Below are 14,310 nucleotides of genomic sequence, written 5' to 3'. Positions count from 1 at the left end.
TTGTGGAAAAAGAACGGTTTGGTTGGGAATGTAAGGACGAAAATGTAACTTTGCCATAACGAAAAACTTTATGCCTAAAGATACGAAAACTTTGGGTAATAACAAAGCCCGGGCTTGAGAAAGTCTGGGCTTTGCGCATAAAAAAAGGCTGTGTCAGCATTTTGACACAACCTCATTTGTTTTTAGGTACGGACTTTATGGATTTATCCGTGTCTATTTAGTCCGTACCTGATTTATGTCAAACCTGAATTTATTTACAATTCGATGATCAGGGATTCACGCGCTTCCATCTTCAACTCTTTTTCAAAGAGAATTGTTTTGCCGCTTAGAATATCTTTTCCTTCTTTCTTGTCTTTCAAAATTTCTTTGTAGAATTTTAAAGGAACGGTGGTTTCTGAATCTGTACCGTTCAGCATTACGAAAACAATTTTGCCCTCATACTGACGGGCATAGGCATATACGCCGTTTTGTACCATAAACTGAGTCATACTGCCTTTGGCAATCACATTGTTTCCTTTACGCCAATTCAGTATTGTTTTGTAGAAATTGTAGCAATCGTTTTGAATTTTGCTGCGGCCTTCGGCTGTCAGTGCGGTTTCTTTATCGTCTGCCCAACCGCCGGGGAAGTCTTTACGAACATAACCGTCGCTCTTGCTCTTTACGCCGTTCATCATAATCTCCGTTCCGTAGTATAATTGCGGAATGCGTCGGGTGGTGAGCAACAGGGTAGAGGCTTGTTTCAGCATCGGAAGGTTTTCTCCTTCACCCAAAAAGCGGTCGGTGTCGTGATTCTCGATGAAAGCGAGTACCGATTCCGGATTCGGATAAAGAAAATCATATACGAAACTGTTATACACTCGGTCTAATCCTTTAAACCAAGTTTCTGTTTCCTCCGTTTTGGCAATGTTGATTTTATCATAGAAACTGAAATCCATTACCGTCTTCAGATTGCTGTTTTTAGGAGCGGACAGTTTGGAGTCCTTTTGCCACCATGCGGTATATGCCGGTTCGGTTACCCATGTTTCGCCTACGGTGTTATAGTTAGGGTATTCTTCATTCAACTCTTTCATCCAATTGCTCATGGCATCATAGTCGGCATAGGGGTAAGTATCCATACGGATGCCGTCTATGTCGGCATATTCAATCCACCAGAAACTGTTCTGAACGAGATAACGGTATACATGCGGATTCTTTTGGTTGAGGTCGGGCATGGCGGTTACGAACCAACCGTCATTCATCTGGCTGAAATCGTATTTCGAAGCATAAGGGTCTACGTGGGGAGTCAGTTTGAAGGATGTCTGCACAAAGTTATTTTCATGGTCGGGGTTGTTGAACCAATCTTTGCAAGGCATGTCTTTTATCCATATATGCTCTACACCGCAGTGGTTGAAAATCATATCCATTACGATTTTAATGCCGCGTGTATGAGATTTTTCGATGAGCTGCTTATACTCTTCATTGCTGCCAAAGCGGGGATCTACTTTATAATAATCGGTGGTGGCATAGCCGTGGTAGGAACCGCCGGTCATGTTGTTTTCCAATACCGGAGTAAACCACAAGGCGGTTACGCCCAAATCGGAAAAGTAATCAAGGTGCTGTTCGATACCTGCGAGGTCGCCGCCATGACGAGCATTTGGGTCGTTGCGGTCTACCTTGTATTCTGCCATGCCTGCTATTTGGTCGTTGTCCGGGTTGCCGTTGGCAAAACGGTCGGGCATTAACAGATAGAGTGCATCGGATGCATCGAAACCTTTGTGCTCGCAGCCTTTTTTGGCACGTGCCTTTAACTCATATTCTTTGACGAACTTTTTCTTGCCTTGCGTGAAGGTGAGTGGCATTTTACCGGGTTTCACATTTTTATCCAGTCTGAGGTAGACCAGCAGGTAATTATTGCTTTCCAATTTGACTGTGCTGCTCAGTGAGACGCCGGGATAGTTGACAGATACCGTTGCATTGCCGATGCCTTCACCATATACCATTAGCTGAAGTTCGGGGTTTTGCATACCAGTGTACCAAAATGGTGGATCGATTTTGTTTACGTTCATAGCTGCGTACGTACTGAGGGAAAGTAGGAGTGTTCCTAAAATGAAGAATACTTTTTTCATGATATTAGCTTTTCGTTATTTTCTCCGCTAAATTAAAAAAAATAGCGGAGAAGGCTGTTACCTCTCCGCTATTATCCTTTATGCAGGTTATGCAAACGTTTTCACTGCTTACATCAGGAATCCCAACAGAATACCGGCAGCTACTGCTGAGCCGATAACGCCCGCTACGTTCGGACCCATGGCATGCATCAACAGGTAGTTGGTTGGATCATATTCCAAACCTACTACTTGAGAGATACGTGCGGAGTCAGGCACTGCAGATACGCCTGCATTACCAATCAGCGGATTAATCTTGTTGCCTTTCTTCAGGAAGATATTGAATATCTTCACAAAGATTACACCGGAAGCGGTTGCGATGATGAATGAGAATGCACCCAGACCAAAAATCCACAATGAGTCTGTAGTCAGGAATTCGGATGCTTGTGTGGAAGCACCTACAGTCAGACCAAGCAGAATCGTGATGGTATCAATCAGCGGACCGCTGGCTGTGTTAGCCAGACGGCGGGTTACACCACTCTCTTTTAGTAAGTTACCGAAAAATAGCATACCTAACAAAGGCAAACCGGACGGAACAAGGAAACAGGTAAGTAACAGACCGATAATCGGGAACATTACTTTTTCCGTATGAGAAACTGCACGTGGCGGTTTCATGCGGATAAGGCGCTCGTTCTTGCTGGTCAGCAGACGCATGATAGGCGGTTGGATTACCGGTACTAATGCCATATAGGAATAGGCGGACACGGCAATTGCACCCATCAGGTTGGGAGCCAGTTTGGACGAAAGGAAAATGGCTGTCGGACCATCGGCACCACCGATGATACCGATAGCACCAGCTTGCATCGGATCGAATCCGATAGCCAAAGCAGTCATATATGCACCGAAAATACCGAATTGTGCGGCAGCACCGACTAGCATCAGCTTCGGGTTAGAGATTAGAGCGGAGAAATCCGTCATAGCTCCGATACCCAGGAAAATAAGTGGCGGATACCAACCGGAAGTTACCCCTTGATACAGAATGTTAAGTACAGACCCTTCCTCATAGATACCGACTTTTAATCCGGCTTCCATATTGAAAGGGATATTACCGATCAGCATACCGAAACCGATAGGAATCAGCAACATCGGCTCAAATTCCTTGGCAACAGCCAAGTATATGAAGAATAAACCTACCAGAATCATTACCAGATGTCCGCCTGTTGCATTGGCAAAACCTGTATAAGTCCAGAAGTCTGCAAGGTTATTTCCTAAAAATGTGATAAATTCTCCCATATTATTCAATAATTACAAGGTCAGTACCTTCGAGTACGGATTCTCCTTTACTAACATTAATAGCGGTAATTTTACCGTCTTTGTCGGCATTGATATTGTTCTCCATTTTCATGGCCTCCAGGATAATGATAACCTGGCCTTTCTTCACGGTATCACCCACATTGACTTTGATGTCAAGGATAACACCTGGCAGCGGAGATTTTACACCTGACTTGCCGGTTGAAGCAGCAGCCGGTTTTACAACTGGAGCAGTCGGGGCAGCTGGGGCTGCACTAACAGGGCGTACTACCGGTTTGACTGCAACTTTCGGAGCTTTTTCCATTTCTACTTTGTAGGGAGTACCGTTCACTTCTACGTGAGCGATGTTGTCTTCAATATCTCCAATAGTAACTTTATATGCGTTACCGTTGATTTTGTATTTATATTCTTTCATCGTTTTATCTTTATTAAAGGTGACTTTACTTTCTCTGAGGGGTTTCACGCAACGTGTAAATCTTTGAACTCCAAGGTGAATAGCTGCGCTTTACGCGGGTAATGGTGAGTACGGTGTCTTCTACATCGTGTACATCACTCTGCATTTCGTGCAATGCCAGGGAAATGGCTGCGAATACTTCACCCGGTGCTTCTCCCAGTTGTTTTTCTTTAGCCTCTTTTTTATCGGTAATGCCCTTAGCGCGCATTGCGTTACGTTTGCTGAGGTTTACAGAAATCTTGCCTATAATCTTGAAAGAGATATAAAGAAGGAGTAATCCGGAAAATACTACACTCATGGCGGAAATAGCCATACCGATACCTATACTGTCATGCTCTTCAAACTTCTCCATTTTAGCATTGCTGTCAATGGTTTTGTTATTGGTGCTTGGAGTTACATACTTATCGGACGCATCTCCTTTTACTTCCCATTCCGGAGTGGCATCACTGACACGTGCATAAGATTGGTTGGCTTGTAATGTTCCGGCGGGTACCACAATCTGGTCCAGTAATTTCTTGCCGGAATCGTATAAGCCGATCCAATTGGCGTTCTGGCTGTCTAACTTAAAGTTGGTATGGAAAGTACCGCGATTAGGTTCTCCGTCTGCCCAAAACAGCGCGTGCTGACGAGGTTTTACCAAAGTTAGGACATCACCTTTCGGGATGAAATAGGTAGCGGTGTCACCCGGTTGGCTGCTGAATTTCAGATAGCAACCTGCAAGGTCGGCGCTGCCATATGATTTGTTGAATATCTCAATCCATGCGCTGTGAACACCGTAATCATCCTGAAAGTTGCTTTCGTTGGTGATAAGCACTTCATTCAGCAACAGTTTAGAGTTTGACTCCTTTTCTCCACAAGAAGAACAGAACCCCAGCACCAGCATCAATGAAAGGAATATTCCGATTTTTGTTTTATTCATAAATTTGAGTTTTTATTTTTTAATTCTCAACTGTTAATTCTCAATTCTTAAAGAGGAATATTACCATGTTTCTTGGCCGGGTTGGTCAATTTCTTGGTTTGCAGTTGTTGCAGGGCGCGGATAATGCGGAAACGCGTGTTGCGCGGTTCTATAACATCATCGATATAGCCATACTTGGCTGCATTGTAAGGATTGGCAAACAGTTTGGTATATTCAGCTTCTTTTTCAGCCAGGAACTGAGCCGGATTTTCTTGTTCTTTAGCCTCGCGTGCATACAGAACTTCTACCGCACCTGCACCACCCATAACTGCGATTTCAGCAGTAGGCCATGCATAGTTCATGTCACCACGAAGTTGCTTACAGCTCATTACGATGTGCGAACCGCCATAGGATTTGCGTAGGGTGATAGTAACTTTAGGTACGGTAGCTTCACCGTAGGCATACAGCAATTTGGCACCGTGCAGGATAACACCGTTGTACTCCTGACCGGTTCCGGGAAGGAAGCCCGGTACATCTACCAAAGATACGATAGGAATATTGAAAGCATCGCAGAAACGGACGAAACGTGCGCCCTTACGAGAAGCGTTGCTATCAAGTACACCTGCCAGATATTTGGGCTGGTTGGCTACAATGCCGACTGATTGTCCGTTGAAACGGGCAAAACCGATAATGATATTCTTGGAATAGTCTTTCTGAATTTCAAGGAACTCTCCGTTGTCAACGATAGCACCGATAACTTCGTACATATCGTAAGGCTTGTTCGGATTGTCAGGGATAATATCGTTCAGAGAATCTTCCAGACGGTCGATGGGATCTGTACAATCTGTGTAAGGAGCTTCTTCCAAATTATTTTGAGGAATGTAGCTCAGTAGCTTGCGGATAAGTGCAAGACCTTCCTCTTCGGTTTTTGCAGTGAAGTGAGTTACACCGGATTTGGTAGAGTGTACGCTTGCACCACCCAAATTTTCCTGGCTGACATCTTCTCCGGTTACGGTCTTTACCACTTTCGGACCAGTAAGGAACATGTAGGACGTTCCTTCCATCATTAGTGTAAAGTCAGTCAGGGCAGGAGAATAAACCGCACCACCGGCACAAGGACCGAAGATACCGGAAATTTGGGGAATAACGCCGGAAGCAAGAATATTGCGTTGGAAAATCTCGGCATATCCGGCTAAAGCATTGATACCTTCTTGAATACGTGCACCACCTGAGTCATTGATACCGATACAGGGAGCACCCATCTTCATTGCTTGATCCATGATTTTGCAAATCTTCAAAGACATGGTTTCCGACAATGAACCGGCAGAAACAGTGAAATCCTGTGCGAAAATGTAGACCAAGCGACCATCGATGGTACCGCAACCGGTAACTACACCGTCGCCGGGATAGTGTTTCTTTTCCATACCGAAATTCGTACATCTGTGCTCAACAAACATGTCCATTTCTTCGAAACTTCCTTCATCGAGTAACATTGCTATACGCTCGCGAGCTGTATATTTCCCTTTCTCATGTTGCTTTGCAATCGCTTTTTCACCACCACCAAGACGCGCAGCCGTACGGCGGTCAATAAGCTCTTTAATTTTCTCAAGTTGATTACTCATATTCTTTATTTATGATTTATGATTTCAGATTTATGTTTTCGGATTTATGATTTCAAACCATAAATCTTTATTCTCCTTTTTCGCAAAGTTCCGTCAATACGCCGAGTGTGGATTTCGGATGCAGGAATGCGATGTTCAAGCCTTCCGCACCTTTACGGGGAGCTTTGTCAATCAGGCGGATGCCTTTCCCTTCAACTTCTGCGAGAGCGTTTGCCACTCCGTCTTCCACAGCAAATGCCAAATGGTGCATACCGCCGTTACCGTTGTTCTTTTCGATGAATTTGGCAATGGTGCTTTCGGGAGAAGTGGGTTCGAGCAACTCAATTTTCACCTCACCTACTTTCAAGAAAGCGGTTCTTACCTTTTGATCTTCTACGGTTTCAATGTTGTAGCATTTTAAACCTAATACATTTTCGTAGTACGGAAGGGCTTCTTCAATGCTTTTTACAGCAATGCCTAAATGTTCAATGTGCGAAATTTTCATAACAGTTTTTATTAATGTTGGTATTCAATTCCAAATTTTTAAAATCAGCAGTACAAAGAAAGATATTTCTACTTGAATAAAGAAATTTTTCGCCAATTAATTATAAAGGTATTTCTTCTTAAAATGATTTTATAATTGAGACAACCGGTCGTTGTTTAATCTATTGATGGTATTCGTTTTTTGTTATAAAAGAGATTCAAAAGCTTTTTTTGTTATATCTTTGTCAGTGGAAATTCAATCGGACAAATATTATGTCACATTTAGCTCCCTTGATCGCCGATTTGGCATTGATACTGATTTGCGCCGGAATAATGACGCTATTATTTAAAAAACTGAAACAACCGTTAGTCTTGGGGTATGTCGTTGCAGGCTTCTTGGCCAGTCCTCACATGGCTTATACCCCTTCGGTGATGGATACGGCAAACATACAGACTTGGGCGGACATCGGCGTTATTTTCTTGCTGTTTGCTTTGGGGCTGGAGTTTAGCTTTAAGAAAATAGTCAAGGTGGGGGGAGCCGCTATAATCGCTGCTTGTACAATTATATTCTGTATGATATTATTGGGTGTGGCAGTTGGCACGGCTTTCGGATGGAAACGGATGGATTGCATTTTCTTGGGCGGTATGATAGCCATGTCTTCCACTACTATTATCTATAAGGCATTTGATGATTTGGGCATGCGCAAGAAAAAGTTTACCGGGCTGGTGCTCAGTGTGTTGATTTTGGAAGATATTCTTGCCATTGTCCTGATGGTTATGCTGTCTACCATGGCAGTCAGTCATAATTTTGAAGGGACGGAAATGCTGGGCAGTATAGCAAAACTGTTATTCTTTCTTATATTGTGGTTTGTGGTCGGCATCTATTTGATTCCTGTTCTGTTGAAAAAATGTCGGAAGCTGATGAGTGAGGAGACTTTGCTGATTGTATCGCTCGGGCTTTGTTTCGGTATGGTTGTGCTTGCTGCCCATACGGGATTTTCAGCAGCGTTCGGCGCTTTTATCATGGGGTCTATTCTGGCTGAAACGGTAGAAGCGGAAAGTATTGAACGTCTGGTTAAGCCGGTAAAAGATTTATTCGGCGCCATATTCTTTGTTTCTGTAGGTATGATGGTAGACCCTTTGATGATAGTAGAATATGCGGGTCCTATTGTTGTCATCACATTGGCGGTTATTGTCGGGCAATCGTTGTTCGGCACATTGGGAGTATTGCTTGCAGGGCAGCCGCTTAAGACGGCTATGCAATGCGGATTCAGTTTGACGCAGATTGGAGAATTTGCTTTTATCATCGCTTCTTTGGGAGTGTCTTTGCATGTAACAAGTCATTTTCTGTATCCTATAGTGGTGGCTGTATCTGTCATTACTACCTTTCTTACCCCTTATATGATTCGTTTTGCAGAACCGGCTTCCAATTTTGTCGATACGCATTTGCCGGAACGGTGGCAGAAATTTTTGCTGCATTATGCTTCCGGTTCGCAGACTGTGAATCATGAGAGTTTATGGAAGAAACTGATATTTGCTTTGTTGCGTATTACGGTGGTTTATTCCATTGTAAGTGTGGCGGTGATTGCTATCGCATTCCGCTTCCTTGTACCGTTTTTCAAGGGAAACTTGCCTGGGATTTGGGGCTCTTTATTGTCTGCTTTGGTCATTGTTCTGTTTATTTCTCCTTTTCTGCGAGCCATCATGATTAAGAAAAACCATTCGGTAGAATTCGTAACATTGTGGCGCGACAGTCGGGGAAATCGTGCTCCACTGGTAGCTACTATCGTGCTGCGAATTCTGTTGGCAGTTTCTTTTGTGATGTTTGTAATAGCCGGACTGTTTAAACTGTCGGTTGGTCTTGTCTTTGGAGTTGCGGTACTGCTGGTTATAGTGATGATACTTTCCAGACAGTTGAAGCGGCAGTCTATAATGATTGAACGTACTTTTTTTCAGAATTTGCGGTCGCGGGATATGCGTGCGGAATATTTGGGCGAGAAGAAGCCTGAATATGCAGGCCGTCTGCTTTCGCGTGATTTGCATTTGACGGATTATGAGATTCCTGGGGAATCGGCTTGGGCAGGCAAGACGCTGGCAGAGTTGAATTTTGGCAAGCGTTATGGGGTGCATGTCGTTTCTATTCTTCGTGGACGCAGGCGGATAAATATTCCCGGTGCTTCTGTGCGTCTTTTTCCTTTAGATAAGATACAGGTTATTGCTACTGATGAAGAATTGAATGTGTTTGGTGAGGAAATGGATAAGCTCTCAACGATAGCTGCGGACGCCGTGGAAAAAAGTGAGATGATACTGCGTCAGTTGCGTATCGATGCAAATTCTCCGTTCTTGGGTAAAACATTGAAAGATGCAGGCATACGCGAGAAATACCACTGCCTGATTGTTGGAGTGGAGCGAGGAGGGGAAACTTTGCATGCTCCTGACGTGCACGAGCCTTTTGTCGAGGAGGATGTAGTATGGATTGTCGGTGAGAATGTCGATGTGTACAAATTGGTCGGTGAAAATGATGAGAATGTCGACCTGTGATATTGGAATAACGGTTATCTTTGCTTTACGAACATAAACTTTAAAAAAGAAATATCATGAAAAGTGATCCGAAAGACTGTCTGTACTGTCAGAATAATGAAACGTTGCATAATCTGATGATTGAGATTGCGCAGCTTAGTGTGTCACGTGTCTTCCTTTTTAAGGAACAAACTTATCGCGGGCGCTGCCTTGTGGCTTACAAAGACCATGTCAATGACTTGAATGAACTAACGGATGAGGAACGCAATGCTTTCATGGCTGATGTTGCCCGTGTGACTCGCGCCATGCAAAAAGCTTTTAATCCGGAAAAGATTAATTATGGTGCGTATTCAGACAAATTATCTCATCTTCATTTTCATTTGGCGCCGAAATATGTAGATGGTCCCGATTATGGTGGTACTTTCCAGATGAATCCGGGAAAGGTGTATCTGACGGATGTCGAATATCAGGAATTGGTTGAAGCGGTGAGAAGCAAACTTTGAAAGAGAATGAAGTATAAAGTATAAATTGGCAATGAGCATGATTTATGAATGACAAATGGTTATGTAATATCATAGCATAGCCATTTATACCTTATACTTCGTATTTTATATTTTATTTAAAATTTTGTCCATTACCCAGTTTGTCAGTGTTGCGCTTTCGCCATCGCAGTTACAGATTGATTTGCCAAGTAAATGGTCTACAACAGCTTGAATAAGCGGTTGCTGGACGTAAATGGGGTTTTCTACAGGGATTTCTTCCCTTCCTCGTTCGGTGTGTAAGGCTATGGGATCATAGGTAAATACAGAAAAGCATATCATACCTTTGTCTCCGATGATTTCGATACGGTCTTCACGTGCAGACTCATGTGCAACGAAACACCACGAGCCGCTGCCTACCAGACCGCTGTCAAATTGGAAACAGGCACTGAGGGTATCCTCTGCAGAATATAGTCCGCCACGGTTGCTCTTGTATCCGTTGGCTTCAAGAATATATCCGAACATATCTTGCAGTATGTCTATCTGGTGTGGAGCCAAATCATAAAAATAACCGCCACCGGCGATATCGGGCTGTACACGCCAGGGTAGGTTCTCCTTGTTATAGTCCAGATCGCGAGGTGGCTGGGCAAAGCGAATTTGTATATTGATGACATTTCCGATGGCCCCTTCTTCCACCAATGACTTTACTTTCAGGAAATAAGGAAGATAACGGCGGTAATAGGCTACAAAACAAGGTATGCCGGTTTCTTGGGAAATACGGTTGATACGGCAACACTCTTCATAAGTCACTGCCATCGGCTTTTCTATGTATACCGGTTTGCCGGCTTTCATAGACATAATGGCATATGTGGCATGGGAAGAGGGTGGGGTGGCAATATATACGGCATTTACGTCTTCATCATTAATCAGTTCCTGTGCATCATTGTACCATTTGGCAATGCCTCTTTCTTTGGCATAAGCTTTGGCTTTGGAGATATCCCGACTCATCACAGCTACCACTTCGGAGTGTTCAATTTTTTGAAATGCAGGTCCACTTTTGTATTTGGTCACTTCTCCGCAGCCGATAAATCCCCATTTTATTATTTTCTCACTCATACTTGTATATTATTCTTCAAAGTCGAAATCAAAATCAAAGTCATCCACGAATTCAGGCGCAGTGAAGTCTTCCAGTTCACGGCGATCCTTTTTGGTGGGGCGTCCCGTTCCCTTAGCGCGGTTGATAAATCCGCTGATTTTGCTCATTTCCAACAATTCATATTGCTCCGGGGTGGTTATGTTCTCCATCATTTCGGGAACAAGCTTGGCACCTACACGCTTTTCAATAGTCTGTAGTACTTTGAAAGAATAGGTAACCGGCGGTTTGCGTACTTGTATTACATCTCCCGGCTTCACCATTCGAGCTGCCTTTGCAAGTGCACCATTGATACTAATACGTCCTTTTTTGCAGGCTTCGGCTGCAATTGTACGTGTCTTGAATATGCGTACAGCCCACATCCATTTGTCTATTCTTGCTTCACTCATTTCTTGTTGAACTGATTCATTGTAATGTCTATACCGGCGAGACAGAAACTTTTAATGATTTCGCCGGCTGTTTTCAGGCGTCCATCCATTGTTTTCCAGTCTTCGTCCGTAAAGTGTCCCAAAACGAAATCCACTTGTCCGCCGCGGGGAAAATCATTACCGATACCAAAACGCAGGCGGGCATAGTTTTGGGTACCTAATGTGGCTGCAATATGTTTCAGTCCGTTATGTCCCGCATCGCTTCCTTTCCCTTTCAGCCGCAGGGTGCCGAAAGGTAGTGCCAAATCATCTACTACAATCAGTACGTTTTCCAACGGAATGTTCTCTTTTTGCATCCAATAGCGTACGGCATTTCCACTCAGATTCATAAAAGTAGACGGTTTCAGCAATATCAGTTGGCGTCCTTTGACCGACATGGTAGCTGTAAAACCATAGCGTCCGTCATTAAAGGTTATTCCGGCTGCTTGAGCTAAAGCATCTACTACCATGAAGCCTATATTATGGCGGGTTTCGTGATATTCGGGACCGATATTGCCTAAACCGGCAATTAGATATTTCATTTTTATATACTTGGCTTTAATGATAATTCAGATAAAAAGAGAGGAACGCGGATTATCGCAGTTGTCCGCGGATATAAAATCTGCGTCGTCTGCGTTAATCCGCGTTCCGGAATATCTCGTTTGCTTACTAAGAAAGCGCCGATTAGTTGTTTGCAGCAGCTGCAGCAGCACCTCTTGCGGCACGAGTCAGCTTAACAGCACATACAACGGCTTCTTTAGCATTCAACAGTTCCAAACCTTCGTAGCTTAATTCACCTACTTTTACCGTTTTGCCCAATCCCAAATGAGATACATTGACAATCAGTTTTTCAGGAATAGCGTTGTACAAAGCTTTAACTTTCAGTTTACGCATCTGCAGAGTCAGCTTACCACCGGCTTTCACACCTTCTGCCAGACCTTCCATTTGTACGGGAACTTCCATTACGATAGGTTTAGTTTCATCAATCTGATAGAAGTCAACGTGCAGGATAGTATCTTTTACCGGGTGGAATTGAATATCTTTCAAGATAGCATTTACTTTCTTGCCATCGATAATCAGGTCAACCACGTAGATGTGCGGAGTATAAACCAAATTGCGCAGACCTTCTGCCGGTACAGTGAAATGAATGTTTTCACCTGCTCCGTAGAGTACGCAAGGTACACCGTTGTCTTTACGAATAGCTTTCAAAGCTCTTGCTTGTTCCGAAGAACGCTCTGCAATAGTTCTTGCAGTTCCTTTTACTTCAATTGATTTCATTTTAATTTCTTTTTGTGTTACTCTAAATTAAGTAGATTATTGCTTAATTCACCATCACACGATGTGGTTCACCACACGATGTTGCAAAAAAGCGGTGCAAAAATACCGCTTCTTTTTGAATTATCAAAAGGTTTTCCTTTAAAAATCAATATCTATTTTAATTTCTCCGTCAAGCGGAGAATCTTTTTCTTTCTGTTCTTCTGCCGGCTGCACATTGTCAGGTTGTTCTTCATTGTCGTTGCGGCGCATAAAACATCCTTGCTGTTCCTGAATGAAGCCAATAGCCTGTTGCAGGCCATTCATGAATTTTTCAAAATCTTCTTTGTACAAAAAGATTTTATGTTTTTCAAAACTAACCTGTGATTCATCTCCTTCACCCGTTACTATCTTCTTGCTTTCAGTGATAGCAAGGAACATTTCGTCCTTTCTGTTTTTCTTAACGTCTAAATAATAGATGCGCTTGCCTGCTTTAATGGATTGGGAGAATACTATTTCTTTGTCGCTCACGTCCAGTCCGCTTTTCTTTTTAAAGTCTTCCATATTATAGCTATCTTGTTGTAATCGGGTTCAAAATTGACGATTTTTTTTAAACTGTCAAAAGAAAAAGCCCGGATAATGATTATCTGCATTAAAAAATGTGATTTATTTATGTAAACTCATTAAAAATATCTACTTTTGCACCTCGTTAAAACACCAGTATTTACTTTAGTTATGATAAACAGAGTTCTTATTCGTCTTAAGATTATACAGATTGTATATGCTTATTATCAGAATGGCAGTAAAAATTTAGATGCTGCGGAGAAAGAGTTGTTCTTTAGTCTCTCCAAGGCATATGACCTTTACAATTATCTGCTTATGTTGATGATAGCCTTGACGAACTACGCACAAAAGCGCATTGATGCGGCAAAAGCAAAGTTGGCTCCCACTGCCGAAGAGTTGTATCCGAACATGAAGTTTGTAGAAAACAAATTCATTTCCCAACTGGAAGTGAACAGGCAGTTGATGGACTTTATCTCCAACCAGAAACGTACATGGGAGAATGATGAAGATTTTGTTAAAGGATTATTTGAAAAGATTGTAGCGTCTGATATATATAAGGAATATATGGCTTCTTCCGAAAACTCTTACGAGGCAGATCGTGAATTATGGAGAAAGCTTTATAAGACATTCATTTTCAATAATGAGGAACTTGATATATTGCTCGAAGATCAAAGCCTTTATTGGAATGACGACAAGGAAATTGTGGATACATTCGTTCTGAAAACAATCAAACGCTTTGATGAGAAGAATGGTGCGAATCAGCCGTTATTGCCTGAGTTTAAGGATGATGAAGATCAGGAGTTTGCCCGCCGTTTGTTCCGCCGTGCTATTCTGAACTGCGATTACTACCGTCATCTTATCAGCGAAAACACACGTAACTGGGATTTGGACCGTGTAGCTTTTATGGATGTAGTTATCATGCAGTGTGCATTGGCCGAAATATTGAGTTTCCCGAACATTCCCGTCAGCGTTTCGTTGAATGAGTATGTAGATATAGCCAAAGTGTACAGTACAGCCAAGAGTGGCAGTTTTGTCAATGGCACTTTGGATGGAATAGTTAAGGAATTGAAAAAAGAAGGGAAGTTGTCGAAAAACTGATACCTTT

14 protein-coding genes are annotated in these 14,310 nt (G+C 42.9%); 3 read left to right on the top strand and 11 right to left on the bottom strand.

Annotated elements, in window-relative coordinates:
• Positions 1–254 precede the first annotated feature (254 nt).
• From H8S52_RS12480 to mce, 6 genes are all read right to left on the bottom strand, one after another.
• Positions 255–2,105: a glycoside hydrolase family 13 protein gene (locus H8S52_RS12480; protein WP_118939827.1), complete on the bottom strand. Its 1,851-nt coding sequence runs from the start codon at positions 2,103–2,105 to the stop codon at positions 255–257.
• Positions 2,106–2,213: 108 nt separating this feature from the next.
• Positions 2,214–3,374 carry a sodium ion-translocating decarboxylase subunit beta gene (locus H8S52_RS12475; protein ID WP_005652056.1) on the bottom strand — a complete coding sequence of 387 codons (1,161 nt, stop codon included), beginning with the start codon at positions 3,372–3,374 and terminating at the stop codon, positions 2,214–2,216.
• Between the two features lies 1 nt (position 3,375).
• A complete protein-coding gene (locus tag H8S52_RS12470) occupies positions 3,376–3,807 on the bottom strand; it encodes a biotin/lipoyl-containing protein (protein WP_016662445.1) in 432 nt (143 codons plus the stop codon).
• 25 nt (positions 3,808–3,832) lie between these two features.
• Positions 3,833–4,765, bottom strand: a complete 933-nt coding sequence (locus H8S52_RS12465; protein WP_005652052.1) for an OadG family transporter subunit — start codon at positions 4,763–4,765, stop codon at positions 3,833–3,835.
• A gap of 47 nt (positions 4,766–4,812) precedes the next feature.
• On the bottom strand, positions 4,813–6,366 hold the full coding sequence (locus H8S52_RS12460; RefSeq protein WP_005652050.1) for an acyl-CoA carboxylase subunit beta: 1,554 nt from the start codon (positions 6,364–6,366) through the stop codon (positions 4,813–4,815).
• 67 nt (positions 6,367–6,433) lie between these two features.
• Complete coding sequence (gene mce / locus H8S52_RS12455) at positions 6,434–6,850, bottom strand: methylmalonyl-CoA epimerase (RefSeq protein WP_117986121.1); 417 nt, start codon at positions 6,848–6,850, stop codon at positions 6,434–6,436.
• Positions 6,851–7,101: 251 nt separating this feature from the next.
• Here mce and H8S52_RS12450 point away from each other — a divergent pair, with 251 nt between their 5' ends.
• Positions 7,102–9,369 carry a cation:proton antiporter gene (locus tag H8S52_RS12450; RefSeq protein ID WP_117917901.1) on the top strand — a complete coding sequence of 756 codons (2,268 nt, stop codon included), beginning with the start codon at positions 7,102–7,104 and terminating at the stop codon, positions 9,367–9,369.
• 56 nt (positions 9,370–9,425) lie between these two features.
• A complete protein-coding gene (locus H8S52_RS12445) occupies positions 9,426–9,851 on the top strand; it encodes an HIT family protein (protein ID WP_005652045.1) in 426 nt (141 codons plus the stop codon).
• A 105-nt stretch (positions 9,852–9,956) separates the two neighbouring features.
• Here the strand turns inward: H8S52_RS12445 and H8S52_RS12440 are convergent, their stop codons facing one another.
• From H8S52_RS12440 to H8S52_RS12420, 5 genes are all read right to left on the bottom strand, one after another.
• Complete coding sequence (locus H8S52_RS12440; RefSeq protein WP_005652043.1) at positions 9,957–10,943, bottom strand: Gfo/Idh/MocA family protein; 987 nt, start codon at positions 10,941–10,943, stop codon at positions 9,957–9,959.
• 9 nt (positions 10,944–10,952) lie between these two features.
• The gene (locus tag H8S52_RS12435; protein ID WP_186909930.1) at positions 10,953–11,369 is read right to left on the bottom strand and encodes an RNA-binding S4 domain-containing protein; all 417 of its coding nucleotides are present in this window, start codon (positions 11,367–11,369) and stop codon (positions 10,953–10,955) included.
• Positions 11,366–11,929, bottom strand: coding sequence for an aminoacyl-tRNA hydrolase (pth, locus tag H8S52_RS12430; protein WP_186909929.1), 564 nt, complete (start codon positions 11,927–11,929; stop codon positions 11,366–11,368). The genes H8S52_RS12435 and pth overlap by 4 nt, the downstream gene beginning before the upstream one ends.
• Before the next feature lie 142 nt (positions 11,930–12,071).
• A complete protein-coding gene (locus H8S52_RS12425; protein WP_186909928.1) occupies positions 12,072–12,665 on the bottom strand; it encodes a 50S ribosomal protein L25/general stress protein Ctc in 594 nt (197 codons plus the stop codon).
• 138 nt (positions 12,666–12,803) lie between these two features.
• On the bottom strand, positions 12,804–13,205 hold the full coding sequence (locus H8S52_RS12420) for a PUR family DNA/RNA-binding protein (protein WP_005652036.1): 402 nt from the start codon (positions 13,203–13,205) through the stop codon (positions 12,804–12,806).
• Between the two features lie 171 nt (positions 13,206–13,376).
• Here H8S52_RS12420 and nusB point away from each other — a divergent pair, with 171 nt between their 5' ends.
• Positions 13,377–14,303 (top strand): transcription antitermination factor NusB, encoded by a 927-nt coding sequence (nusB, locus tag H8S52_RS12415; protein ID WP_005652034.1) that lies wholly within the window; start codon positions 13,377–13,379, stop codon positions 14,301–14,303.
• Positions 14,304–14,310: the final 7 nt, after the last annotated feature.

It is taken from the genome of Bacteroides sp. NSJ-48, assembly GCF_014287405.1.
GTDB lineage: Bacteria > Bacteroidota > Bacteroidia > Bacteroidales > Bacteroidaceae > Bacteroides > Bacteroides stercoris.
This window is presented reverse-complemented; position numbering and strand designations above follow the sequence as displayed.